General features: G+C 53.5%; 19 protein-coding genes and 6 pseudogenes. 16 read left to right on the plus strand and 9 right to left on the minus strand.

All coding sequences use genetic code 11. The features are described 5' to 3' along the window. Positions 1-305: 305 nt before the first annotated feature. Positions 306-2,180, minus strand: a complete 1,875-nt coding sequence (locus M2401_RS18300; protein ID WP_259104888.1) for a DUF4214 domain-containing protein — start codon at positions 2,178-2,180, stop codon at positions 306-308. A 225-nt stretch (positions 2,181-2,405) separates the two neighbouring features. Here M2401_RS18300 and M2401_RS18305 point away from each other — a divergent pair. The 11 genes and pseudogenes from M2401_RS18305 to M2401_RS18350 all read left to right on the plus strand — a co-directional run. Further along, positions 2,406-2,789, plus strand: a pseudogene (locus M2401_RS18305) (DedA family protein); the annotation flags it as partial. Between the two features lie 172 nt (positions 2,790-2,961). Further along, positions 2,962-3,366, plus strand: coding sequence for a hypothetical protein (locus M2401_RS18310; RefSeq protein WP_259104889.1), 405 nt, complete (start codon positions 2,962-2,964; stop codon positions 3,364-3,366). Positions 3,367-3,443: 77 nt separating this feature from the next. After that, on the plus strand, positions 3,444-3,596 hold the full coding sequence (locus M2401_RS18315; protein ID WP_259104890.1) for a hypothetical protein: 153 nt from the start codon (positions 3,444-3,446) through the stop codon (positions 3,594-3,596). Positions 3,597-4,556: 960 nt separating this feature from the next. Continuing rightward, positions 4,557-4,973: a hypothetical protein gene (locus tag M2401_RS18320; RefSeq protein ID WP_259104902.1), complete on the plus strand. Its 417-nt coding sequence runs from the start codon at positions 4,557-4,559 to the stop codon at positions 4,971-4,973. A gap of 614 nt (positions 4,974-5,587) precedes the next feature. Further along, a pseudogene (locus M2401_RS34585) lies at positions 5,588-6,358 on the plus strand (MCP four helix bundle domain-containing protein); the annotation flags it as partial. A gap of 66 nt (positions 6,359-6,424) precedes the next feature. Continuing rightward, positions 6,425-7,213, plus strand: a complete 789-nt coding sequence (locus tag M2401_RS34590) for a methyl-accepting chemotaxis protein (protein ID WP_409033950.1) — start codon at positions 6,425-6,427, stop codon at positions 7,211-7,213. 556 nt (positions 7,214-7,769) lie between these two features. Then, positions 7,770-8,330, plus strand: coding sequence for an Arc family DNA-binding protein (locus M2401_RS18330; RefSeq protein ID WP_259104906.1), 561 nt, complete (start codon positions 7,770-7,772; stop codon positions 8,328-8,330). Positions 8,331-8,374: 44 nt separating this feature from the next. Beyond that, positions 8,375-8,512 (plus strand): DUF2256 domain-containing protein, encoded by a 138-nt coding sequence (locus M2401_RS18335; protein WP_259104908.1) that lies wholly within the window; start codon positions 8,375-8,377, stop codon positions 8,510-8,512. 74 nt (positions 8,513-8,586) lie between these two features. After that, positions 8,587-8,811, plus strand: coding sequence for a hypothetical protein (locus tag M2401_RS18340; protein WP_259104910.1), 225 nt, complete (start codon positions 8,587-8,589; stop codon positions 8,809-8,811). A gap of 181 nt (positions 8,812-8,992) precedes the next feature. Beyond that, the gene (locus M2401_RS18345) at positions 8,993-9,352 is read left to right on the plus strand and encodes a response regulator (protein WP_259104911.1); all 360 of its coding nucleotides are present in this window, start codon (positions 8,993-8,995) and stop codon (positions 9,350-9,352) included. A gap of 164 nt (positions 9,353-9,516) precedes the next feature. Then, the gene (locus tag M2401_RS18350; RefSeq protein WP_259104913.1) at positions 9,517-9,909 is read left to right on the plus strand and encodes a hypothetical protein; all 393 of its coding nucleotides are present in this window, start codon (positions 9,517-9,519) and stop codon (positions 9,907-9,909) included. An 88-nt stretch (positions 9,910-9,997) separates the two neighbouring features. On the opposite strand, the gene M2401_RS18355 is transcribed toward M2401_RS18350, so the two are convergent. Continuing rightward, positions 9,998-10,945, minus strand: coding sequence for a LysR family transcriptional regulator (locus M2401_RS18355; protein WP_259104915.1), 948 nt, complete (start codon positions 10,943-10,945; stop codon positions 9,998-10,000). A gap of 106 nt (positions 10,946-11,051) precedes the next feature. On the opposite strand from M2401_RS18355, the gene M2401_RS18360 reads away from it, so the two are divergent. Both M2401_RS18360 and M2401_RS18365 read left to right on the plus strand, forming a co-directional pair. Beyond that, entirely contained in the window at positions 11,052-12,347 is a 1,296-nt protein-coding gene (locus M2401_RS18360; protein ID WP_259104917.1) for an MFS transporter, read from the plus strand. 68 nt (positions 12,348-12,415) lie between these two features. Further along, entirely contained in the window at positions 12,416-13,627 is a 1,212-nt protein-coding gene (locus M2401_RS18365; protein ID WP_259104918.1) for a M20 aminoacylase family protein, read from the plus strand. A 272-nt stretch (positions 13,628-13,899) separates the two neighbouring features. Here the strand turns inward: M2401_RS18365 and M2401_RS18370 are convergent, their stop codons facing one another. Next, complete coding sequence (locus tag M2401_RS18370; protein WP_259104920.1) at positions 13,900-14,205, minus strand: hypothetical protein; 306 nt, start codon at positions 14,203-14,205, stop codon at positions 13,900-13,902. A gap of 332 nt (positions 14,206-14,537) precedes the next feature. Between M2401_RS18370 and M2401_RS18375 the strand changes: the two are divergent. Then, positions 14,538-14,873, plus strand: a pseudogene (locus tag M2401_RS18375) (integrase core domain-containing protein); the annotation flags it as partial. Between the two features lie 1,123 nt (positions 14,874-15,996). Here M2401_RS18375 and M2401_RS18380 read toward each other — a convergent pair. After that, on the minus strand, positions 15,997-16,851 hold the full coding sequence (locus M2401_RS18380) for a LysR family transcriptional regulator (protein ID WP_259104922.1): 855 nt from the start codon (positions 16,849-16,851) through the stop codon (positions 15,997-15,999). Between the two features lie 74 nt (positions 16,852-16,925). Here M2401_RS18380 and M2401_RS18385 point away from each other — a divergent pair. Together M2401_RS18385 and M2401_RS18390 are read left to right on the plus strand one after the other, a co-directional pair. Beyond that, positions 16,926-17,892: pseudogene (locus M2401_RS18385) on the plus strand (DMT family transporter). Positions 17,893-18,446: 554 nt separating this feature from the next. Continuing rightward, entirely contained in the window at positions 18,447-20,603 is a 2,157-nt protein-coding gene (locus M2401_RS18390) for a PAS domain-containing protein (RefSeq protein WP_409033941.1), read from the plus strand. 253 nt (positions 20,604-20,856) lie between these two features. Here M2401_RS18390 and M2401_RS34595 read toward each other — a convergent pair whose 3' ends face one another. The 5 genes and pseudogenes from M2401_RS34595 to tnpB form a co-directional block, all read right to left on the minus strand. Next, complete coding sequence (locus M2401_RS34595; protein ID WP_409033942.1) at positions 20,857-21,171, minus strand: response regulator; 315 nt, start codon at positions 21,169-21,171, stop codon at positions 20,857-20,859. 220 nt (positions 21,172-21,391) lie between these two features. Then, positions 21,392-22,255, minus strand: a complete 864-nt coding sequence (locus M2401_RS34600; protein ID WP_409033951.1) for a methyl-accepting chemotaxis protein — start codon at positions 22,253-22,255, stop codon at positions 21,392-21,394. Next, positions 22,250-23,032, minus strand: a pseudogene (locus tag M2401_RS34605) (MCP four helix bundle domain-containing protein); the annotation flags it as partial. The pseudogene M2401_RS34605 and the gene M2401_RS34600, both read right to left, overlap by 6 nt. 122 nt (positions 23,033-23,154) lie before the next feature. Continuing rightward, positions 23,155-24,593: pseudogene (gene tnpC, locus M2401_RS18405) on the minus strand (IS66 family transposase). A gap of 62 nt (positions 24,594-24,655) precedes the next feature. Beyond that, positions 24,656-24,847 carry an IS66 family insertion sequence element accessory protein TnpB gene (gene tnpB, locus M2401_RS34610; RefSeq protein ID WP_409033943.1) on the minus strand — a complete coding sequence of 64 codons (192 nt, stop codon included), beginning with the start codon at positions 24,845-24,847 and terminating at the stop codon, positions 24,656-24,658. Positions 24,848-24,939: the final 92 nt, after the last annotated feature.

Consider the following 24,939-nt stretch of genomic DNA (forward strand, 5'->3'; position numbering starts at 1 on the left):
TAAAACCGCTGGGCGAGCATGCGTTAGATGCCGAGCCCCGAGCAAGCCAATGGCTTGCCGATGGCTTGCCGATGGCAACAAGGCTCGCGAGGAGGGCCAGATGGTCAAAGCAGAGCGTTGTTTTCTTAAAGCGCAGTTCCGGACGGATCGTGCTAACCTGCTTTCCAGGCGGGCCGTGAGTTCAGGTCCAAAACACTAGTAAATCACCCTGACAACCAAGCAACCGCCGCATCCTTTACGGCAAGCGAATCGAACGCCTCGAACGAAACTATGCAAAATTGACGTGAGGCAGAGATCGCGAATCTTCACGTCAGATGGAGGACGTTATCGCTCCCACTCCAGGTTACATTTCCGGTATAGCCGACCAGTTGGATGACCGTGGTATCGGTTGCCCCCAGAGTCCCGCTAGCGGTAGCGACGATAAAAGTGTCCCCGCCAAACCTGTCGAGCGCGAAGGACTGTGCCGTCGAGTTAGCTGAAAGCAGTGATTCTAGGTTTGAGATCGTCCCCGCTGTAGTGCCATGAGTCCCTAACGCTCCGACGAGGTATTGCGTTTGAAAGTGCCCCGAAATTGATAACACGGCGATGTTGTCGCCTGCAGCTGCATGATTAACCACCAGATTGGGTGTAGTGGGCGAGCTTGAATACCCTGCATTGACTCCTATGGCGATCACGCCGTTTGAGTATCCACCTAGATCTGCGGTGTTGAACCCGGTGCCGAACATAACCCGGCTGGCACCGATACCACTGTCTACAAAGCTATTGTTTCCATTTCCTAACGTGATGTTGGTCGTTCCGGAAGTCGACGCGTCCACGATGGTATTGTCGCCATTCCCCAACGTAACTACGGTATTGGCCGCCGAGATTCGGATGTAATTGGCCGCATTGTCGGTAGCGCCTGACAGAGATGTAACTGCGTTACCTAGGGTCAGTAGTTGGCTTGAGTTTGTCCCAAGAGCCACGTTACCAGTTAACGTCAGGCTGGTCAGGGCGGAGTCTGTGATGGCGTCGATTTTACTCAGGTTGGTGGTGCCAGCCAGGGTCAGATTGGTAATGTGGTTGTCGGCATCCGTAAAGCCACCGGTCAGCGTCACTGCGTTTAGGGCGATCGTCAGCGTTGTGGCCCCCGTTGGGTCGTGCAGAGTGACGGCGCCGCCGGTGCCCGCCAGGCTGAGCGCAGTCGCGCCGGTGAGATGATTGTCGGTAATGTCCAGGCTGCCCCAGCCACTCGTGATCTGGATCGAGGAGGCCTGGCTGTCTATTGTCAGCGCCACGCTGCCGCCACGCAGGTAGTCGGTGTTGGTGCCCGAAGAATGGAGTGTGAAGTGGCTCAGGCCGGCGAAGCGTGGGTCTAACGCAACTCCGGAAATGCCGACGTTGCCGGCAGTGGTCAGGTTGACAGTGGCGACCCCGGTCAAATCCAGGCCGCTCGGCCAACTGGTTTGGTTGCCAGAGGTGTCGGTGATGTTGAGCGTGTTTCCGGCCCCATGCAGGCTGTCATTGGCGGTCAGGGTCGGCGAGATACCACCCAGCGTCGCGGTGTAGACCAGCGTGCTGTCCGTGGTCGTGAAGCTGTCGGTGCCGGAGGTGAAGACAGTAGCGGGCGCAGGCGGGGTGGTGACCACTGGCGGCGCCGGGCGTACACCTGTGGCATCAGCCACCGAGTTGTTCAGCGCGCTGTTCGCAATGCTCACAGAGCCCGGTGTTGCGTCTATACCGGCCAAATAAGCACGCCCATAAGCCGCTGGCTGGGCGCCGTTGTAACCGGCGATTTCCGCTGCTGTATCAACCTGGGCGGTAAAGATATTGGCCATGGCCAGCTTGTTGGCGACTGAAGCGGCGTCACCGGCGCCGGCCTGGTTCATGATTTCCCATGCGGCCTGGGCCTGGGTGACTGCACCGCTGTCGAGCTGATTGATCCAGTAGCTCAGGCCGGTACTTTCCGGCAGACGGTTGAACAGGTTGAGATAGATGGCGCTGATTTTCTGCGCGCTGGGCAGGCCGCCAAATAGGTTAGTGGACTCGCTCGACGCGGAGAAGCCAGTAATGGCGACAGTCATGTTGCCGCCTGGAGCGTTCACCTGACTGGCCCAGTAATTCAAGCCCGTTGGGTCGGCGGGTCGGCCAAAGTAGGCGATGTAAAGTTTTTGGACCAGGTCGAGATAATCTGAGGTTGCCATCCTGTGACTCCTGGTGTGAGTTATTAAGTTGAGGGTAAGACGCTAGCAACCTTAGGATTAGCTTGCAAGCGCCTGGCCTGTCAGCTGACAAGTCAGCTCCTGCAACCATTTATCTTCGCGAGAATGCTGGTAAGCGACATAATTACCCGACAGGAAACCGAGCCGTGAATTTTGCTCCTTGTGTCAAATTTTGGATTCTGAATTCAGCGGTAAGGTCGCGCACTGACCGGACGTTATTACGTGGAGCGCTTGCTGCCCAAGCTAAAGCGTCACCAGTCTGCCATCAAACGGGTCGAGGGGCTTATCCACCGTTACCCCACGACATCCGTATTCGCCGTGCGTTTTCTCTACGAAATGCGTCTGGCGGGGCCTATGGTGGTGATAGGTGCAAGCGGCCTCGCGACGTTGCGTTTCACACTAATCAATGTGCTGGGCGCGGCGATCTGGGCCAGCCTCTTCGTTAGCGCTGGGTACTGGGCTGGTGAAGCATTACAGCATGTCCTTGGCGACCTGAAACCTTATCGCCTGCCAACCTTCGCCACGGTTATAGCATTGGTCATCCTTACGGCAATGGTGCGGTATCTAAGGAGCCTAGCTAAGACATCGTAGTGCTGACGCAGAGCGAGAATTCGAGTACTGATTCGATAACGACAACTCTTCATTAAAACTGTAAAAGGGAGGAAAATCCCGCACCGGGTCATCTAGCCTCGCCGTCAAACGCGGGGGCGAGGACTTAGAGGGGCGCCCATTTTCGCGTCCGCGAAAAATAGGGAGTGACACTATGAACCCAACGTTTGACCAACCCCGTGCCGAGGCTTTGAAGGCGATAAGCGAGTCAATTGAAGCGTTGCGTAATGCACCAGATCTAGATGCGTTGCGAGATCAACAACGTGTAGCTAGAAACACCCTCTTGAAAGCCTGGCCCGAGCTTATCGGTGACGATGAGCATAGCGACTGGCTCAATAAACTTGATGTAGCTGTTCGTGATGGCGAACGCGTATTTTGGGAGAAAAATCCCGATCCTGCTCAAGCCCAGCTATCAAACTGGGCCAAGGCAGCCGCAAGTCAGCGGAAGCAAGATCGACTGATCATGTGGAAACTGCCACAATTCTCTGATCACTTGATTGTCGGTGAGGATCGTCAACGATTACTATTAGCCTCGGGCTTCGGTGCTGGTCGAGCGTAATGCCGAGGGCATTGAGTAAGAATCTAATCTCATCGGGACTAAGCATAAGTCGTTCGCATGACGAAAAGGAACAATCGATGCGCAAGATTAATGGTTTAAAACATTCAGCACTGTTGCTACTGGTAATTAACTTGTCGGCGTGCGAGACAATGGCGAATGCTGTCCCGACCATCCCGGACTTGATCTATAGTAATAAGTTTATGGGGGGGCAGCATTCAGATGGTTTATGATAAGTTTGGAAAGCCCGACAAGGTCATCAAAACTGCTGATGGCCAATCCTCGGCAAGCTGGTTCATGGAAAAACAGTATACTTTTACAGATACGGCAAACACCGTAAGCGCTGGTCCTGCAGGTGGCGTAATGCTCACGCCGATATCTAATACTAAATATTATGATAAGAAATGTACAATCGTAGTGACGTTTGATAGTAAAAATATAGTTACTGGTTATAAAACCATAAAAAACTCACCTGGTAGCTGTACCCAATTCGGGGTGTAGACCTGTTTAAAGCACCAGAATAATTTGGTTATGGTGAAAATCTGAGCCGCTGCAACGTCGAGAGCGGCCCAAGCCGATCAGCCCAAGCAAGTGGGATATTAGGATGAGAGATGCCATGGATTCGTCTCTACAACAGCTTGTGCGACTGGTACTGCCGATGGGAGCTCCAGGGAGATGTGCTTGGCTGCAAAGCATGTCAAATTGCGAGTCAGCATCTCAGCTGGACCGGCCAATTTTGCATGCATTCGATTGCGAGCTTCCCGCACAGAAGCTGTAATATTCACGGCGCGAACTCGCTGCTCTGATGGCCGGAGTGCCTCCCCAGCGGTCAACATAGGAAGATCCACCTAAGAGTACTTCGCCTGCCCTAAAGGCCATCAAGGCGACGAAAAGACCATCGAAAACGATCAACCCTATTTCAAATGCTGAGAGCAAATACAGACCACTGGAATGAAGGATGGACTGAACGGGACCTAACTTTACTCCGCTTGCGGTTTGGAGATGAGTCGCGTGCCCAAGCTGATTGGCTAGGAAAATCCCGCACCCGGTCATCCAGCCTCGCTGTCGCACGCGGGGCCAAGTCAGTAGAGGGATGCCCATTTTCGCGTCCGCGAAATACTCAGAAAATGACCAGTGAGCAGATTTCGTAACAAGCCTCTTAGCGAATGTTAGATTTTAACGGAGTGAAACAAATGAAAATTACGAAAAAAGTTCTAACGGTGCTGTTCTCGATCAGTGTCTTGGCAGGATGTGCATTGAGCAGTAATGATGCACACATCGTTAAGCAAACTGATCTTCTTGATGATCATCTTTTAAATATCGAAGGTGATAAAAAAGACGTTGCCAATGGTTTTAAGCCGGCATCGGTCCTAGAAATCGACGCGGAGATGGAAAAGGTACCAGTTAAGAGCCCTGAGTATTTACAGTTGCTGCAGAAGAAACTTATTGTTACTCAGGAGTATGGAAAGGTGGTTCATGAGCGGCTCAAAAAGGCGCAGGCAGAGCGAGCCAAGTATCCGCCGAATCAAACCCGTCCTCAGCCAGCAGAACAAGAGCAGCGCATGTGTTCTGTGAACAATGGATCCGCGACATATCTTGTGCCCTGCTAGTAAAAGATCCGACGGTGACCGTATACATACTTTTAGGCGTGGTGGTGGTTTTAGTGCTGGTCAGTGCACTCTGTCTGAATATAGTCTGGAAAGCAGTTAAGATCAACGATAGCGCTGAAAAGCAGCGTCACTATCTCCTGCGGGCACTCAAGGCTCGTGGGCTGTGGGATGACTACCAACTCGCTATGCGCGATGCGTGGGAACTGTGGGGCCGCGACGAGCGAGCGGGTAGATAGGAGGTTCACCGTTGATTATGTGCTCAGAAAATTTGAGGAAATCTTATGATTGATGCTTACGAAAAAGACCGCCGCTTGGCCGAATGGGAGTCGACCTGCTCAGGTATGGGTTGTCATTGGAAGCCGCAGAGCCGTAAGCGGATGGCGAACACATCTAACAAACTCCAGCATTAAAGGCGATAGTGTCCCCGGATAAAAGGTGGAACCCATCGCCCTAAGCAATGGTGTCAGAAAGGCGTGTTTGCCGGAGACGTATCCTTAAGGTGCCAAACGCCTCAGTCTCCATGGTGGCGGCCATAAGCCACCATTCAAGTTTTGGTTCCGCTGGCAGATGACCTGATACAGCCAACCAGTTCGTATAGTTCTGTAGGAGTTTTAATGAACCTTCAATCCTTGCGTATAGCTCCTCGGGCAAGCGCCGCATTCGGCATTATCACGCTATTTCTTTTGATGTTGAGCGCGTTTGCGTTCGAGCAAATCACAGACCTTCGCTCTACCCAGCAGGATCTTGAGACAGATTGGCTGCCCAGCATCCAAACCTCTGATGACATCCAGATTGCTCTGTTGCACACCCGCCTGGAAGGGATCCGCCTGCTAGCCTCCGCCGATCCGAAAGTCGTCGCGGAAATTACAGAAGCGATCAGACAAAACCGCGATCAACTCAATCGCCTAACCGATTACTATCGAGAGCATCTAATTTCAGGAGTAGCGGAAAAAGCTAGCTTTGATGATGCGTCCGCACTGATGAAGCAGTACCTAAATGGCTTGGATAATCTCGTCCGTCTAGCGCATACAGACAAAGATGCAGCGATTAGATTTGCTAATGGAGAACAGGCAGATAATGCTCGCTCCTACCAAGTCAAGCTCACCGCACTGCGCGACCTCAACTCTGTTGGAGTGAAGGATTCCGGCCAGCACTCTACAGCCGTTTACAAACACAGCTTAAGTACGATGAGCTTGATCGTTATCCTGTCGTTGACTGTCACCATATTTCTCGCTTGGAGGCTTACAAAAAGTCTTTCTAATCCTATTGGCCAATGCCTGATCGTCGCAGAAGCGATCGCCAAAGGCGAGCTTAACGGCGCGATTATCGTATCTGGTAGAGACGAAGCTGCTGGTCTTATGAATGCGCTTAAGCAGATGCAGGAAAATTTGAGGCAAACGATTCAAGGGATTGTACATTCATCTACCCAGCTCACATCCTCGGCGACCGATATGCACTCTGTTACAGAAAAAGCCGGTGTCACTCAGGAAAGGCAAAACAACCAGATAGACCAAGCAGCTACAGCCGTAACTCAAATGAGCGCGGCCGTTGAAGAGGTAGCCCGCAATGCGACGTCAACATCCGAGTCAGCACGTCAGTCGAGCGCTGCTGCAAAGGCAGGCAACGAAAAGGTTACCCAAACACTCACTGCTATGCAGCAACTGACCGCACAAGTGGAAAATACTTCAGGGCAGGTGCAGAACGTTGCCACTCAAGCCCAAGACATTGCCAAAGTCGTCAGCGTCATTCGGGCGATAGCCGAGCAGACTAACCTACTGGCCCTAAACGCTGCGATTGAAGCAGCAAGAGCGGGCGAGCAAGGCCGGGGGTTCGCAGTCGTTGCTGACGAAGTCCGTGCATTGGCACATCGAACGCAAGAGTCAACCAAAGAAATCGAACAAATGATCGCGACAATTCAGGAAGGTACTGAAGGCGCTGTCCACTCAATGCAACAGAGTACGTCACAAGCTCACGATACCTATGGTATCGCTCAGGATGCCGGGAAAGCACTTGAAGAAATTATGGCTGCAGTGCAGTTAATCGAAGAGCGCAATCTTCAAATTGCCACTGCTTCAGAAGAGCAAGCCTATGTTGCAAGAGAGGTTGACCGCAACCTGGTAAGTATACGAGACCTGGCAGGTGAGACAGAGCAAGGGACACGTCAAACACTTCACGCGAGCCAGCAGATGTCGGGACTTGCAGTTAGCTTAGAGCGTTTGGTAAAACAATTCAAACTATAGCGCTTACGTTTGAGGAAGGTTTCAGATAGGTGCGTATAGCGCTAAGTTTCCCCTTTGCTTGCCGCCACCATCAGACGAATTCAGAGCCTAGGTTTTTGTATTCTCCTGGGATTTTCAGGTGATACCCCACACGCATGGATTCGGAGGCGGAACAGGGCTGATGGCAAGCCTTAAACGCCTTCTGCCTTCACTACCAAAGGCGCAGATTGATAGCGTCGCAAGATCCATGTTGAGATACGAATATGACCCACCCTGAGCTGTGCTGGAAACTCAAATTCAGCAGAGACCCCTTTCGCAGGAGCGGCAGCAACAAGTCGCATGGAGCGTTCGGGACCGGCGGTAAGATCTGCTGACCGAGATGGCATGCCCATGAAGTGCTTGGGCTGTGTATTCTCATGGATTCGATGGGCTCTTCTCAGTGACACGAAGGTTGAATCTTGGGAATCTGACGAGCGAGTCGTAAACTGGCACCATGTACACAAAAGCGCCGACCTAAAAACCGGAGCCAGGCATATAGAAGGGCGCTATTTTCATGTCGTGACAAGAGCGGACAAAATTGGCTAAAAAAATAAGCTCCCCCGATGACGAACATATTTTGACCTATCGACGACGCCCAAGTGATCCATACATCCTCAGATTTCCGGATGGAATGCGAGCGTTGATCAGTGTGGCGGCAGCTGCAAATCATCGCAGCATGCAGTCTGAAATTATCAAAAGCTTGAACTATAGTTTTTCGCAGGACGACTATGTGACCGTGAGCAGCTTTGAAGCGTGGGCAGCATCCGTCAAGCAGCAGATGGTCGAGCTGAGCATGCCCAGCTTCGACGCTGGTTTCGCACTTGAAGAAAATGAGCAGTGGTTTGCTGAGCAGTATGAGGCCGGCGCCGGTGCCGGGATCACCGCTGATGAGTGGTTCAATCATCACCACACAGCGAATAGGAAATTCCCGGTGAGCGCGTTGAGCAGCTACAAGAGCCAGATCCATCTGATACGGCAGATTCACGAAGCCAACCATTACATCAGCAAAGCAGAGGAGCTGGACCAACCTCATCTATGGCTCTCGCCAGTTGATCGCGACAAAGCAGCACGCTTTGCTGGGACTGCTGCTAAATCGTAAGGATTCGGTGGAGATGGAGGGCTGTCCCCGCGCAGGGCTCTCGTTTGAAAAAGAATGAGCTTCCGGTCAAAACCTGCGCCTGTTGCCAGCTGCCTTTCACGTGGCGCAAAAAGTGGGCTGACTGCTGGAATGAAGTCCGATACTGTTCGGAGCGATGCCGCCGAAGCAGAGTAAAGCATTAGTATGAGCGTTCACCGAGGCAACCAAGAAGCCGCCGCATCCGTTACCTAAAACTGCTGATCCGTAGGAAAATCCGATGAGCCTTACTGCAGAACGGGTCAGTGACCAAGTGGCCGAAATGATCGACTCGATTCTCGGCAGTGTGAGTTACTCCTTGGCCCAGCGCAGTACAGATATGACCCTAATGTTCATCAACGATGTTAGTGATGCTGTGCTGATGAGCACAGAGCGGTATTTTAAAATGAGCTTGGCCGTAAGTCAGGCTTTGGCCGACTGGCAATGCGGTCATGATGACTGCTAATCGGTTACTTAAAAGTTTAGGAAAATCGACCACCCGCAAAATTCTGCGTTCGGGAGGGCACATGCTCCAGCCACCCACCAAACGGTATCCGTCGGTCGGCACGACGACGGGGCAGGTAGTATTTATCGAACAAAGCCTCAAACGCATGCTCTACCTAAAATAACATTCAGAAAATGTGACCATGTTACCCATAATTTTACTCGTCGAAGACGATGATACCTTAAGAATGCTGACGTCAGACGCATTAACCTTGCTTGACGCACAAGTGCTTGAGTGTTCAGGCGCAGACGAAGCGTTAACGATACTAGAGTCAGGAATCCTAGTTAATTTACTTTTTACGGATATCCGAATGCCGGGACGACTAGATGGTTTGGAGCTTGCGAATTTAGTTTCCATGCGCTGGCCTCTACTGCCAATAATTGTTACGTCGGGTAATAGGCTGTCAACTGATATACTGCCGTCAGGGGCTGCATTTATTCCTAAACCATGGACTCTGGGTGTACTGTTCGAAACCGTGCGGCCGCTCCTTGGAAGTGGGTAGGCTGAATCCTTAAGATACGGTTTACGTACAAACATGGCGGTGAAATTGTCTATAAATTTCTTATACAAAATCTCGCCTTGGGGGTTATGAGCCAGAAACTGCTCTATTGCGTCTAGCGCTAAAAATTCGTATCCATGCCAGTGAGTTGTTCGAGGAAAAGAGTCGTGAAAGCAATTTTTGCAGCGCTCGCTATTGTCGCCTGCACCGGCACGGCGTCGGCAACGACCCAATATGATTATGACTACTGGACAGTCGGCGCCGCTAAGCCTGCGTGGATGCCCAAAAGCATCAAGTCCGACGATCAGAAGACCTACATTCAGTTCCCTGGCGCGAACCTGCTCGCCGCGCCTAAGCCGGGTGAAGCCAGTCGCGCACCTTCGCTGGTGATAATGAAGACGGCTCAGGGCGATACCAATCCCTGTAGTTACAGCGTTGTCGATGATCGTTATGAGGTCAATTGCGTAATTGAGAAAGCGGTGCTGATCGGGGCGATCGGTGATGAAAATGCCCGTGTGCTGGTCCTGCATAGGCCGGTACGAGCCGCCGACTCTAAATGACACGGAAAATCGTAGCAAGTAATCGATTCGGGGGCTTTGACACACTTTGGGCCGATATCAGCATGTCCAACGTCTACTGGCACAGCCTTTATCGTCGAGTTTCGATATCATCAGTCTGAGTTGGAAACATCCCATCTCGGGCTTGCTCAAGGCTATCGATGAAGCGTCGCAGCGCAGGGTTGCTGTCGTTTGTTCGATAGATGAATGAAACGTAGTGGCGCATATTCAAGTCGGGATGTTCCAGGAGCACCACGCCTTCCGGGCAGATGTGGGTCGCCACATCGGAAACGATCGAGTAACCCATGCCGGCCGCAACGAGCCCCAGGATGGTGAGCACGTCACTCCCAATCTCGACCTTGCGAGGCGTGTGGCCCACGGAGTGGCATTGATAGGTCAGGAAATCGTTATAGGCAGGTGCGACGTCCGGAGGAAACCAGACGGCTGGTTCGTCTCCGAGGTCGGAGAGCCTTTGCGGCACCGACGCCGCGTGCTGACTATGCCGCGGTAGCGCGAGCCTCAACTTGCATTCGAACATGCGGATCTCCTGAAGGCTCGGGGTCGCTAATTCGTCCTTGGGTGGGTACCGCCAAGCGAGAAAGCCTCCGTCCAGCTCACCTTCGATGATCCGGCTCACTTGCCGGGTTGAAAGAGCGGGATCCAGCATCACGGCAATGTCGGGATACTCGCCCGTGAACAGCCGTATCGATTCCAGGATTTTGGGGTGCCAACCAAAATTGGGCGTGATCCCGATACGCAATGTTCCCTTTGTGCCTTTGGCGATGTGTGTGACCCGATGCTTTGCTGCAGTCAGCGCCGCCAGTATTGCACGGGCGTCCGTCGCAAATTCTTGTCCTGCAATGGTCGGGCTCACCCCTCGTGCGCCGCGTTCGAACAACGCAGCCCCCAAATCTTCTTCAAGGTCCTTGATTTGTCGACTCAGCGCGGGTTGAGCGATGTGAAGTTTGCGAGCCGCCTCGGCAACGCTTCCATGTTCAACCACGGCCAAAAAATAGCGGATGTGGCGAATTTCGACCATTTCTATCTATACCTCCAAAGCATGGCAAGTATTTTTTATAGGTATTTTTCAGTATACCCACAAACCTCTACGATGCTGCTCCACAACTCTAATAAAAGGTGACGTCATGGATATCAACAGTCAGGAGGCCACGCTCAATGGCAAGACACTGCGTCGCACAGTCATTGCGGCGACCATCGGCAACGTTCTTGAGATCTACGATTTCGTTATTTTCGCGATCTTCGCTGTTCCCATATCGAAAGCATTCTTTCCAGCCGGCGACGACTTCGCCGCATTGATGTTCACCTTCATGACCTTCGCAGCGGGTTTTCTGGTTCGTCCGTTAGGGGCACTGGTCTTGGGCAGGTATGCCGACCGGGCCGGGCGCAAAAAGGCGCTGAGTTACACGTTGTTATTGATGGCGTTCGGGACCCTCGTTCCAGCGATCTGCCCGTCGTACGGGTCGATCGGTCTTGCCGCACCCCTGATCCTGATCCTCGGCAGGCTGATTCAAGGTTTCTCGGCGGGAGGAGAAATCGGCAGTAACGTGGCCATGCTCGTGGAGAACGCGCCCGGCAACAGTCGAGCGTTGTTCGGCTCTTTTCAGCAAATGGCACAAGGCGGAGGCGTGCTGTTGGGCGGGCTGGTTGGCTCAGGCATCACGCTTGTATTTGGTGAGAAAGGAATCGTCGACGAATACTGGAGAATTGCCTTTCTCGTGGGCCTGCTGATCGGCCCTGTTGGCTGGTACATCCGCCGCGCCATTCCAGAAACCCTAGAGTTCGAACGCACCTCAGCCGAGGGGCAGATTTACGGGACATTTTTCGCAGGCCTTCACGCCAACTCCGGCCGTATTCTTATCGGTATTGCCGTCATGGTGTTCTGGACCGTCGCTGCGCAAGTCTCAAATTACTTCACGACTTACGCCGTCCGGGAATTGAACATGTCCGTCATGGCCACGTATGCCGGGCAAATTGCTTCGGGTATCACACTGGTCATCGTTTGTCCGTTGGTCGGCCTGCTGGCGAACCGCACCGGTCCGTACAAACCCATGGCGTGGGGCGCAGGTCTGGCAGGTGTCCTGGCCTATCCGTTGTTCATCCTGTTGGCATCGAACCCGACGTTCACGACGCTCGTGGCAGTGCAAACCGTGATTTCCATTTTTCTGGGACTGTACGCGTCTTGTGCGCCTCTGGTGATGTCCAACATCTTCCCTACACAGTACCGGGCGACTGGAATAGGAACGTCATACGCTCTCGGCGTGATGATCTTCGGCGGACTGACACCCATGATTGTCACCACCCTGATCCAGTTCAGTGGGAACAAACTCATCATCGGTTTTTACCTGACGGCAGCGGCGTTGATCAGTTTGACGCTCATTGGGTTTCTCGCTCGCTCGAAAACCAGGCTGATCACTGCATAGCGCCGTTCATCACCTTTCATTACGCACGTTATCTACGGTGACGTGCGCTCAGTATTAGAGGTCAAGACATGGACAATCTCCATCAGCAGACTCGAAACGGTCACCCTCACACCCGCGATATCGCGTCACTGCGGCGTTACCTCCACGAACATCCTGAACTGCGTTTTGAAGAGGCCAATACCTCCGCGCTGGTGGCGAAAATGCTCCGCGATTATGGCATTTCGGTGCAAGAGGGTGTGGGTGGGTATGGTGTGGTGGGGACATTGAAAAAGGGGCGTTCGGAGCGAGCCATAGCGTTACGGGCAGACATGGATGCGCTTCCCTTGCAGGAATTGAATACCTTTTCGCACATCTCAAAGCATCCCGGAAAGATGCATGCCTGCGGCCACGACGGACACACCGCCATGCTGCTGGGCGCCGCTCGACGACTCAGCCAAGACGTCGACTTCGATGGGACCGTCCACTTCATATTCCAGCCTGCCGAGGAAGGGGGCGCGGGGGCCCGGCGTATGATCGAGGATGGACTGTTCGACCGATTCCCGGCGGATGCGATCTTTGGTGTCCACAATTGGCCAGGGTTGCCGGCAGGTGTGTTCGGTGTTCGTCCGGGCCCGATCATGGCTTCGAGCAACAGTTTTACCGCGACCCTGACCGGCAGAGGCGCCCATGCCGCTCAACCCCATAGAGGTGCTGATCCTGTCGTTGCAGCCGCCCAACTGACACTGGCGTGGCAAACCATCCTCACGCGAAATGTCGATGCGAATCATCCGGCGGTGTTGTCCATCACGCAGATTCATACCGGCACGGCCAATAACATCATTCCCGAGACAGCGACGATTTCGGGCACGGTCAGAACATTCGACGCGACGACGCTCGACCTCATTGATGACCGAATGTCCACGATTGCGCGTGCCACCGGCGACATGTTTGGACTCGACGTGTTATTTGCGCTCGAACGGCTGTATCCCGCGACGATCAATCACGAACGGGAAACCACTCAAGCCGTGGCAGCGATGGTTTCTGCAGTGGGTCAACCTAACGTTGACCGCCACGTGACGCCCTCTTTTGCGTCTGAAGACTTTTCATACTTTTTGCAGTGCAAGCCCGGGTGCTATGCGTTCCTGGGCAACGGTTTGCTGGCGTCGCAAACAACGGCAGACAATGACGATAAAGCGCATTCGCGCGAACTGCACAGCCCTTTTTATGATTTCAATGACGGCATCCTTGACGCCGGCATCGCTTATTGGATGTCCCTGGTCAGACAACTTTTGCCACTTTAAGTGATCGCGAGGTGTACAAGATGAAATAAACGATCCAGAGTCAGTCAACTGTCGCCTCCTCCCCCTCAGCAGGGTTGGTCACTCATGTAGCCAGATTATTACTTCCGCAACGCTAAAACGTAAGTCGTAGTACCTGCCGTTGGAAAATGTGTTCACAACCGCGGGATGTTGCGTCCTGCAGTGGGTAATGCTGTCGGAAAAATATGCTCTTCAATAATAGGAATCAAAGTCGGAGCGTAGTGATAAAAATAACTTCTTTAGCTGTCGCTATCTCAATGATCGCGACAGGCCAGAAAGTGTTGGCCGCTGGATTTGTCGATGACAGTAAGGCTTCTATCAGTTCGCGAACGCTTTACTATGAATACGACCAGGGCGGTGTGGGCGGCAGCTGCCAATGCGAGTGCCCCGGTACCAGTGGCAATATCCAGCACGCTTCCCGAGGTTAGCGGGATACGTGCGAGCGCCGCTTCTGCGAAGTGTGCAGTGAACGGGTGAGCCGTTTTCTGATAATGCTTTGCGGCAACGTCCCAGTGATCGGGATTCTCAAATTCGCGCATCGCGCTGTCCTCAATAGTCATATAACTTTAGAAGTCCCATGATTCGGTATTTTCTACCAGGTACTAAACAAAGAGGAGCAAATGATGCCCAACGACAGCCGTATTTCACGAATTCTACATATCCTGATGCACGTGGAGCAGCGCGGGACCTGCAACCTCTGAACGGATTGCCGCGATTCTTGGAACGAACGCGGTGGTTGTTCGTAGAGCGTTGTCTAGTTTGTGGGTGCAGGCTACGTGAGCTCGGCAAAGGGGCATGGTAGAGGCTGGCTGATCACCTGTGTATTGAGTAAGTCAGTCTACTGGACATTTATAGAGCGGTGGGGAAGCCCTCGTTGTTTGCCATCGGCAATGAGCGTCCCAAGCCCCAAGGCATGCTGCTTCACTCAGATCAGGTCTCGCAGTATAGTGGTCGCCAGTTTCGCCAACGGCTCTGGCGGTACCGAATACGTCAAAGCATGAGTCGTCGAGGTTATTGTTACCACAACTCTCCGATGGAGAGTGTTTTCCGGAGTCTGCAAACAGAATGGATAATGACCGTTGGCTACATGACGGCCCAAGAGGCTCGACGCGACATCAGTCATTATCTCATGCATCGCTGCAACTGGCTTAGTCCACATCAGTTCAGTAACGGGCTGCCACCAGCTCAGCCCGGAAAGAGACTTAACGTCGTGTCCGGGATTACTTGACCACTACAGTTGCACTCGTGCATGAACGGTATACAGGTGCTGATGTGGTAAACAAGGCTTGCGAACGGCGCGTCGACATTTTTATAATGCGTGAACGCAGCTGAAAAAGACTTTATCTTACATTATTTTGGTTAAAGGAGATAAGCGGTGGCTGTTTATGCTCTTATTGCCTGGCATAACCGGTGGAAAATTCTGAATGGAGCAGTGCAGTGCCGAGCATGCGGTACTGTGCAGCAGGAAATGAATAAAGGAGTGCCATTTCAACACCAAAAATCGTGTCCAAATGCCGGCTATGGACGGCCTTGGAGTGATTTGGATCAGGTGATTGCTAAGGTTAACCATAGTGCTGAATTTCCATGTCGGCATTGATGCCCGCACATCGGGCTAGGTAGCCTGTGTCGACAACATGACTCTTGCCATACGTGGCTGAGCATCTAAGCTATTAGCTTTTATTGGAGAAGGGGGATCTCATGAACTCGCTGCTGTGGTTTAACCAGCCGATGTTCAGTCGTCTGAAGAATGCTATAAGAGCATTGGAGCATGAGCATGACCAAACTATACGAGCAGTCCATAAAACTCATCTGCATCATCTCATCGTAGCGTTGACAGCTACTCTAGAGCTCAACGAGTCACAGAGCGAAATGCTAATGCAGCTAATTAAAGCTGTGCGTCCGTAGGCCCACTGGTTAAGAATTTACCCTGCAGGACGCGAGAGGATCTCTGTTACCGCGCTCATAGGCTTGAGGGTTGCTGCTTCCCAGAGCGAAAGTGACCTTGGGAACCAGCTTCAAGAACACTAGAAATTCCCGCACCAGGTCATCCAAGTGCACCCAAACCCCGGTCTCAACTGGGGCCAGGTCAGTAGAAGGGCGCCCGTTTTCGTGTACGCGAAAAATCAGGGAAATGAACCATGACAAACGAAAAAAAATCATGGGCTGGCAGGTATAGTTCGACGACGGCAGCTGTCTAGCTGCGGAAGGTCTCCGATATCAACGGCAATCCGACCTCGGGCGCTGGGTGACGCCATTGTTTGCGGGTGGTGAGGCTGTCGACCTGGCCCCGACTAGGCCGCCGACTGATCAAGGAAAATCCCGCTCGGTTGCCCCCTAAGACCCACCTCCATCTACAACCGAAACGTGCTTTGCATTGCTCGCGCCAATAACTCTACGGCCTCGTTTCCACTGGATGCAGCGCTGCGCACAAGCACGATGTCGTAGTCCGGAATAACCGGCATTCCTTCCAGGATCTGCATATGCCTGGTGACTTTGCCCCGGTCGATCAGGCTAACGGCCAAACCCGCCTCTACACACGCCTTGACCGCCTGACTCGAGTGGCTTTCGAGCACGATGCGCGAACGCCTACCTGTCATCCTCAGCGATTCGGTCATGGCCTCGCGATAACAGCATTGCACGGCGTGGACGGCCAAAGGCAATGGATCATCGAGCGCCACAGAGGTACTCACCGGACCGACCCACACCGGCGTGGTCGACATCAACACCTTGGTGTCCGGGCCGATATCCCCCTTGGGCTGTGCTATCACAGCCGCCTGTAATGTGCCGCGCTGGACCCATTCTCTTAGCGTAGGACTCGGCCCTGTCTTGAGCTCCACCACCACGTTCGGCCAGGCGCAGGTGAAGCTCGGCAAAGTTTCTCGGATGACGTGGGTCACGTATTCTTCAGGGACCCCCAATGTGATGCGCCCGGCGACGTTAGTACCGTGGAGATCAGCCAACGCCTGATCATGGGTGCGTAACAGCGTAGCAGTTGAGGTCAGTAGGCGCCGGCCCAGTTCAGTTAGGGAACTTGACTGGTTATCGCGATTGAGTAGTCGACCACCCGCCACGCCCTCAAGGCGCTGAATATGAACGCTGACCGCTGCCGGGCTTCTATGCAGATGCTCGGCTGCCGCGTTGAACTTTCCGTAGCGCACCACTGCGTGAAAGGTGCGCAATAAGTCGATATATAAAATTGCAGTCATAATTCAATCCTGTTGAATAACCACTAGCGTATATATTGATTTATTAGATTGCGCTCGTTCCGTAGGCTTTGGGAATGAGCGAACCCATTGCAATTCAACACGACGAAATAATGCGTCGACGGTGGCATCAGGCACTGCCTCTGCTTTTGCTCGAGGCGGTTCTTTTACTGGCCTGGAGCTCGGGATTCATCGGCGCACGCTTATCCATTGATTACGCCCCAGCTTTGCTGGTGGCATTCTGGCGCTGCGTGGTGATTTGCCTTCTCCTATTGCCCTTGGTTTATAGATCGCTACTTAAAACGCCGTTGCGCGTCCTGGTGAGGCAAGCAGGAATCGGACTGCTGGCAATGGCAGGGTATCTGACCGGGTTAACGCAAGGGATCACACTCGGAGTTCCGGCTGGGCTCGCGGCCCTATGCGCGGACTTGCTGCCGCTGGGCATGGCGCTGCTGTCGGCGGTGTTTCTTCGCGAGCGCTTGGTGCGTCAGGTCTGGCTGGGGCTGATAGTCGGGCTGGCTGGCGTGCTGTGGGTCAGCCATAGCGCCCTAGGGCTGGGCATAGCGCCGTTGTGGGCCTGCACCTTGCCGGTAGCGGGCATGCTGTCGCTTGCGATAGCGACGTTGTGGCAGAGACGCACGAGCCCTTCACAATCAATGAGCCTTCTGCCCAACCTCTGGCTGCAGTGCTTCGTCTCCAGTTTCGCCTTTGCCGCCATCGCGGGCAGCCAAGGCAGCCTGACTCCGGCTCCCACTATGGGCTTCGTGATAAGCGTATTATGGACAGGCCTTTCCACCCTCGGCGGCTACGGGCTATATTGGATCTGCCTGCACCGAAGCAGCGAGACCCGCGTTACCAGCGTGCTGTACCTGAGCCCGCCGATCACCTTGCTCTGGGCCTGGGCGATGTTCGATGAACCGCTTTTCTGGCAGATGGGGGCCGGGATGGCGGATTTCCGCGATAGGCATCTGGCTCGTGATGCGTGCCGAAGTCCGGCAAACCTTCGAGGTATTCCCGCGGTTCAGTCCCGAGCGCTTGCACTAGCAGTTCAACCGACCCTAGAGATGCTGCCCGTCAGCACATCCCAATGGGCAGAGGGCGCTGAATCAAGCAAACGTGCCGAGACCTCTTGGTCAGTTTTACTGAACAGACCTACTTTACTGGTCCCGGCCAAGGGCACCTCATATTTCGCCGAAATAAAGCCGCCTCTCAGGATTGCGTTATTTACCCTAATCTTGAGCGAGAGGTTCAATCTCTAAGGCAGCAGAGTCTGGTTTCAGCTGCCATTATAAAAGTCTGTTTCGCTTCTGGTTATCAAGGCGAGACCAGCGTTCTTGGTTTCATTCAATGGAAGCTCAAGCCAGGCGCCGAAATTGAGCCAACGGGTTAAGGGAAAATCCTGCGCGGCTGGGGGGCATCGTTCGGAGAATCATTTACCACATCAACGCATCGCCGGCCTTTCGGCCCTTGCCGATTTCGCCTATATTTGCACTGGTCACAAAATTGCCCCTAGGTATGGAGGCGCATCCTAGGCCGTTTGGTAGTCCCCATCGTACGATTCCTTATTACCCATTAACATCTCGTCCTGGTGAATTTCAATGACCTCTGAGCTGGATGAGATTGCCTCTCTTCGGGCTGAAAACGAAAGGATTCGATCCAGGTTATTTGAGATGGAAAGCCTGCGGGCCTGTGAAGTTCATGCTCTCAGGAACAGTGAGCATGTCCGACATGCCTTGGCAGCTGGGGGAATCATCGGAACCTGGAACTGGCACCCCACTAGAGACAGCTTCACCGTTGATCTCGGTTTTACAGAAGCATTCGGGATCGACTCCAGCTTCGTTGACATGGAAGTACCCATCAATAGGGTTCTTGAGAATGTGCATCCCGAGGACAGGCCCGGTTTAGATGCTGCGATCACAGAGGCGGTAGTGAGCGGTGGTTCGTACAGGCATCAGTATCGAGTCAAACGTGCCGACGGTCGTTACTACTGGCTGGACGCGAACGGGCGCGTGGACTCTGATACAGATGGCAAGCCTGTCAGTTTTTCTGGATTTGTGATTGACATCACTGATCAACGAGCTGTAGAGGAGCGGCTACGTATCAGTGAAGCGCTGACCCGAGAAAGCGTGCAACGCGTACAGCTGGCTCTCGCAGCCGGTGCCATTATCGGCTCCTGGTTCTGGGATCTCCGAACAGACAGCTTTACAGTCGATGATGCGTTCGCAGAAGCGTTCGGCTTTGATTCTGAATTGGGTAGAGAAGGAATTCCTCTTGCCCAAATTATAGCGACCGTGCATCCGGAAGACCGCAATGGCCTAACTGAGGCCATTGACGAGGCTATCGCGAGGGGCGGTAAGTACGCTCACCAGTATCGAGTCAGGCGTAAAGATGGGAACTACTACTGGCTCGAAGCGAATGGCCGAGTTGAATCTGCACCAGATGGTACCCCATTGAGTTTTCCTGGTGTCCTTATCGATGTTGAAGGAAGACGTGCAGTTGAAGCGGAACGTGACCAAGCCATTTTCGAATTGCGTGCTCTTAATGAGACCTTAGAGCAACGCGTTGCCGAGAGGTCTGCCGACCTCCTTGATGCTCAAGAGAAGCTACGACAGTCTCAAAAGATGGAAGCGGTAGGACAATTGACCGGTGGTCTGGCGCATGACTTCAACAATTTACTTGCCGGTATTTCTGGATCCCTTGAATTGATGCAGATTCGCATGCTGCAAGGTCGATACAGCGATGCTGAGCGCTATATCGCAGCAGCGCAGGGCGCATCGAAGCGCGCCGCAGCCCTGACTCACCGGCTGCTAGCATTCTCGCGGCGGCAAACCCTTGACCCACGGCCCACCAACGTAAATAGCTTAGTAAACGGTATGCAGGAAATGATACAGCGCACTGTCGGGCCCGCTATTGGCTTGGAGGTGATCGCAGCGTCCGGGCTCTGGGCTACATTGGTGGACGCCTCTCAACTCGAGAATGCGCTATTAAATTTATGCATTAACGCTCGTGACGCACTGCCTGATGGTGGTCGCATCACTGTCGAGACAGCCAACAAGCAGCTTGATGCAAGTGAAGCTCAACAACACCAGATTACCGTAGGAGAGTACCTTTCGCTGAGCGTTACCGACAACGGATCAGGTATGTCGCCAGCGGTTGTAGCGCGAGCATTTGAACCCTTTTTTACGACTAAACCTATAGGTGAAGGTACTGGTCTTGGTTTGTCCATGATCTATGGGTTCGCACAGCAGTCAGGTGGGCAGGTAAGAATCAGTTCTCAGATCGGCCTGGGCACTACAGTGAGTCTCTACCTACCTCGTCACTACGGAGAAGTTGTTAACGAGACTGATTCGACCCAGCAAGGCCTGATGCGACGCAGCGAGCAGGGTGAAACGGTGCTGGTTGTAGATGATGAGCCTACCGTACGGATGCTTGTCTCGGATGTGCTTGAAGAACTGGGATACGTAGCGATTGAAGTCGGCGATAGCGCGGCAGGTTTAAAGGTGCTCCAGTCGAATACGCGAATTGATCTACTGGTCACTGATGTAGGCTTGCCTGGCGGACTAAATGGTCGCCAATTAGCCGACGCGGCTCGTGTTTCCAGGCCTGATTTAAAAGTGCTGTTTATCACTGGTTATGCTGAGCATTCGATCCTTGGAGATGGTCAACTGGCCCCAGGTATGGCCGTGCTAACGAAACCGTTTTCCATTGAGACCATAAGCCTTCGCATGCGCGCCATGCTTGAGAGCGGCGGCTGAAATTAACGGCTTTTTCAGTAGTTGTCGGACAGATCACAAGCAAGTCAAATGGTGCCCGTAGCAGCGGCGAAAAGTGATAAATTTCATTTGCTCGATTTGTCAGGCACGCATATCCGCCTCAATGCCACTAGATTCGGAGACGCCTCGCAGATCCCTGTTCACAACTGAGAGTGGCTCGGGAGTTACTGCCGTAGGCTGAAAACGTTTAACTACCACTCTACCAACAGCGGACTGACTGTTTGAAAGAGTGCATCTAACGTCCAAGGTTTTGGCAGGAGCATTGCTTGGGAGGAGGTAAGACATCGCCGGACAAAATGTTACCTGAGGTGACGACTATATGCAGCGCAGGCCACCGCTCAAAGACGATCTTAGCCAGCTGCAAACCATCAAGCTGACCAGGCATGCGGATATTGGTAAGCACCAAGTCCACCCGCCGCTCCTGCTCAAGAATGCTGAGCGCGTCATTTGCGCTTGGGCAGGCAACTACCTGGACAGTATGCGTCCGGGTAACACGCTTTGCGTGATTGATTCGGCTACCACCTATGCGGCAGTAACTGATTGATTTCACTCGCCCGCTGCGTCGGCAGGCGCGTGAGAACTTCCTTCAGATAGAAAGTCGTATTCGACCAAAGGAGGTAAGCGCCCGGCCAAGTCACCTACCGAACTCCAGCATTAATGATGGTGGTATCAGACGCGGTTTCCTTGGCTGCTTTAACGTCCATCATGCTATTCAGGCAAAGTTGAAAGAATTTCCGGCATCTAAAACCGTTCAGTAGATTTTCTCAACTTTAGAGCTTAAACTGCCCTACCAGCGCACTAAACGAAATAGCCAGCCGCGATAACTCGTGACTTGATGCGCTGGTTTGGTTGGCCCCAGCAGCCGTCTGGGTAGACATATCTTGGATGTTCACCAGGTTGCGGTCTACTTCACGGGCTACCTGAGCCTGTTCCTCGGCAGCGCTGGCAATCACCAAGTTTCGCTCGTTGATCTGGTTAACGCCTTCGCTGATTCGTCCCAGAGCTAGCCCCGCTTCCGTCGCCAGCTCCTGGGTGCTTTGCACAAGAGTCCTACTTTTACCCATGGCCTGTACCGCTTCGTCGGCTCCGTTACGAACCCGATCAATCATGGCTTCAATTTCACCCGTTGAAGATTGCGTACGATGGGCCAACGCTCGAACTTCATCGGCCACAACTGCAAAACCTCGGCCTTGCTCACCCGCCCTTGCGGCCTCGATCGCAGCGTTCAGAGCTAACAGATTGGTCTGCTCGGCAATGCCACGAATGACCTCCAGAACCTTGGTAATGTCATGGATCTGTCCAGCCAAGGCTTCCACGCGCTGGGTGGAGTCTGTAATTTCAACGGTTACAGTGTTGATGGCTGCCACCGCCTGCTGCACCTGCTCTTGGCCCTTTGAGGCGTCCTCAGCTGTCTGAGTGGATATCAGCGAAGTGCTAGCCGCATTACGCGCGACTTCTTCAACGGCAGCAGTCATCTCATTGACGGCAGTGGCCGCTTGCTGGATTTCGTCGTTTTGTGTCACCAGCCCGCGCGTACTGTTCTCAGTGACGGCCGTCAATTCCTCTGCTGCAGAGGCCAGTTGGTCTGACGCATTGGCGATCTGCTGCACAGTACCTTTAAGGTTGCTTTGCATGTCCGAGAGCGATTGCAAGAGCTGTCCCGTTTCATCAGTACCTTGAACTTCGATGGAGTGGGTCAAATCGCCCTTTGCGACCCGGCCCGCTCCTTCCACAGATCGATAAATGGGACGAGTAATAATGGCCGTCACAATCATGCCGAGCGCTATCGCGCAAACAATGGCGATCAGGCATCCAATAATCAGGATCCAGGTGACCTGGGAATTTGTGGTCGCTGCGGCTTGAGAAGTTTCGTTAGCTTGGCGAGCGTTTGACTCGCTCATGATTTTTATTTCGCTGACAACTTTTTTGTACGCCGGTGTGACGCTGTCGACAGCGATTTTTCTGGCCAGTCCTACATCAGCGTTAGTGAGTGCCGCAAAACCAGAGTCTATCGCCGAAATGTAAACGGGCCAATCACGTTCAAAATCATCGCCAGCCGCACGTTCATCAGGCTCCAAGGGAGTGGCCCGATAAGTCTTGAACGAGGATTGAGCTTCGGCTTGGTTATCGCGATAAGATTGGATAGCAGCATTGATATCGTCTTTGCTCGCATTTACAGCCGTCAGCACGATAGCCTTGAAAAAGTCACGGTTGGTGGCAATGGCATTTGCCTTGAGCAGGTCGGTTTTCTGAATTGAAACCAGATTGTTGCTGACGATGTCCTGCATTTGCCCGTGAAGCTTGGCAATACCGGACTGGCCGAGGGCTGCCACGACGACAGTGATCAATGCACACAAACCGAATGCGATTAGCAGCTTGGGCTTCAGTTTAAGATTTGTCAGCCGGGACATGGGCGGTACTCGACGATAGTTTTAGAATTAAATCCTTCACATTATCGGCCTAGTGGTAGCTAACTTGAAATCAATGCGACCGCTGGACGGTGTAGGCGTAGGCCGAAATCACGTTGCACGACTCAGGTAAATACCCACTGATGCGGCAAGAGTTGATCTACCTCGCTGACTCGCTGCGTAGGCAACCGTGTCAGCACCTCCTTGAGGTAAGCATACGCATCATGCGAGATAGAGCAGTTACTGTCGCATCACTTGATGCTTGTCTGATCTGAGCTAGGTTTTTGTCCGCTAGGGATTGACCTTCAAAAACGGCTGTACTTACTGAAAAAGGACGTCTAGAGACCACGGCTTCGCGAGGAACATGGCATCTTTTGGCAAGACATCGCTTGGCAGTCGATTGCCGGAAGTAACAACGGCACCGCCGTTTCCTGGCGTAGTCGCCAACGGTATTCATCGCTCATTTCCTTGGCGTGTCGCTCGACTTCGTACAGCCCACCAATCGAGTGAAGCGCCTGCTCCGCCAATTGGCTTTTATTGGCTACATGCAAGTTAAAGAACTTACGACGTGCGCGGCCATGCAGCCGATATCGGTAATGCCCAGCTCAAAGCTGGCTTTGTAGCCGGCAAAGTCATCACAGACCATCTTGCCGTTCCAGGTGCCCAAGAAATTACGCGCATGTTCGCCAGCACGACTGGGGCTGAAGTCATAGACCACGGCTTTTAAGGCCGAGAACGGCGTAGTGCTGTAGGCCCAGACATAAGCGCGGTGAGTTTTCCTCTCGCCGGGCGCCAGCATTTGTACCGGCGTTTCATCGGCGTGAACCACGCGCTGGGCCAGCACCGCTTCGCGCAGCGCATCGACCAGGGGCTAGAGCTGCACGCCGGTTTGACCCACCCACTGCGGCAGTGTCGAGCGCGGTATGGCCAGGCCGGCACGGCCGAAGATCTTTTCCTGTCGATACAACGGTAGATGGTCGGCGAACTTCGCCACCATCACATGCGCCAGCAGGTCGGCAGTAGGGATGCCCTTGCCGATCACCTGCGCCGGTATCGGGGCTTGGATCAGTGTTTCGCACTGCCGGCAGGCCCATTTCCCGCGAACGTGCTGTTCGACGGTAAAAACGCCCGGTGTGTATTCCAGCTTTTCGCCGACGTCTTCACCGATGCGCCGAAGCTGGCAGCCGCACGCGCACTGGGTGTTGTCCGGCTAGTGATATATCACAGTGCGTGGGAACTGCACTGGTAACGGCGCGCGCTTGGGTTGCTGGCGTGGCTCTGTCTGTGCAGGAGCGGGATGAAGAGTTTTTAACTCGGCCTCGATGGCTTCGAGGTCGGTATTGAGCAGGTCGTCTAGCAAGCTGCCTTGCGCCGGGCTGATCTGCTCGCTGCGCTTGGCGAAGTTGTGGCGTTTAAGGATGGCGATCTCGTGAGTGATCTGCTCGATGATCGTTTCATCACGATGGATCTTTCGGCTCTGGGTGTCGATCTTGAACATCAACTGCGCAGCGAATGCATGCAGTTGGTCGGGAGTCATTTGATCGAGATTGGGCGAGGAAGTCATGCCGTGGATTTTACCAAAGTAGATCGCTTGCGGCAGTAGGTCAAGGCGCTAATTACAGCTTCTTAAAGCAGTGTGATTGCACCGCATGCTCCAACGCGTTGCCAAGGTAGACCGAGTACCAATGCCTGAAGCTGTTCGGTACCCAACTGCATTTCGCTGCCTTGTCGAAGGACAGACCAATGAAATTTACATTGGTTCAAGCGCCGTGCAGCTAGCCAAACGCCAATGCCGTCAGCAGCCTCATGGCCAAGCACGTCATGCCAGTAATTGGGGTTATTCGTCGAGGCCTAAATGCCGGGAAGGGACTGGGCAGCCGTTCGGTGGCCGACTGGTGCCCGAGCAGCTG

Origin of the sequence: Pseudomonas sp. JUb42, from assembly GCF_024807945.1 — a bacterium.
In the GTDB taxonomy this organism is placed as follows: Bacteria; Pseudomonadota; Gammaproteobacteria; order Pseudomonadales; family Pseudomonadaceae; genus Aquipseudomonas.

Coding starts and splice junctions, on each gene's coding strand:
- M2401_RS18300 (WP_259104888.1), bottom strand. CDS start 2,180: ATGGCAACCTCAGATTATCTCGACCTGGTCCAAAAACTTTACATCGCC.
- M2401_RS18310 (WP_259104889.1), top strand. CDS start 2,962: ATGAACCCAACGTTTGACCAACCCCGTGCCGAGGCTTTGAAGGCGATA.
- M2401_RS18315 (WP_259104890.1), top strand. CDS start 3,444: ATGCGCAAGATTAATGGTTTAAAACATTCAGCACTGTTGCTACTGGTA.
- M2401_RS18320 (WP_259104902.1), top strand. CDS start 4,557: ATGAAAATTACGAAAAAAGTTCTAACGGTGCTGTTCTCGATCAGTGTC.
- M2401_RS34590 (WP_409033950.1), top strand. CDS start 6,425: ATGCACTCTGTTACAGAAAAAGCCGGTGTCACTCAGGAAAGGCAAAAC.
- M2401_RS18340 (WP_259104910.1), top strand. CDS start 8,587: ATGAGCCTTACTGCAGAACGGGTCAGTGACCAAGTGGCCGAAATGATC.
- M2401_RS18345 (WP_259104911.1), top strand. CDS start 8,993: ATGTTACCCATAATTTTACTCGTCGAAGACGATGATACCTTAAGAATG.
- M2401_RS18355 (WP_259104915.1), bottom strand. CDS start 10,945: ATGGTCGAAATTCGCCACATCCGCTATTTTTTGGCCGTGGTTGAACAT.
- M2401_RS18360 (WP_259104917.1), top strand. CDS start 11,052: ATGGATATCAACAGTCAGGAGGCCACGCTCAATGGCAAGACACTGCGT.
- M2401_RS18365 (WP_259104918.1), top strand. CDS start 12,416: ATGGACAATCTCCATCAGCAGACTCGAAACGGTCACCCTCACACCCGC.
- M2401_RS18370 (WP_259104920.1), bottom strand. CDS start 14,205: ATGACTATTGAGGACAGCGCGATGCGCGAATTTGAGAATCCCGATCAC.
- M2401_RS18380 (WP_259104922.1), bottom strand. CDS start 16,851: ATGACTGCAATTTTATATATCGACTTATTGCGCACCTTTCACGCAGTG.
- M2401_RS18390 (WP_409033941.1), top strand. CDS start 18,447: ATGACCTCTGAGCTGGATGAGATTGCCTCTCTTCGGGCTGAAAACGAA.
- M2401_RS34600 (WP_409033951.1), bottom strand. CDS start 22,255: ATGCAAAGCAACCTTAAAGGTACTGTGCAGCAGATCGCCAATGCGTCA.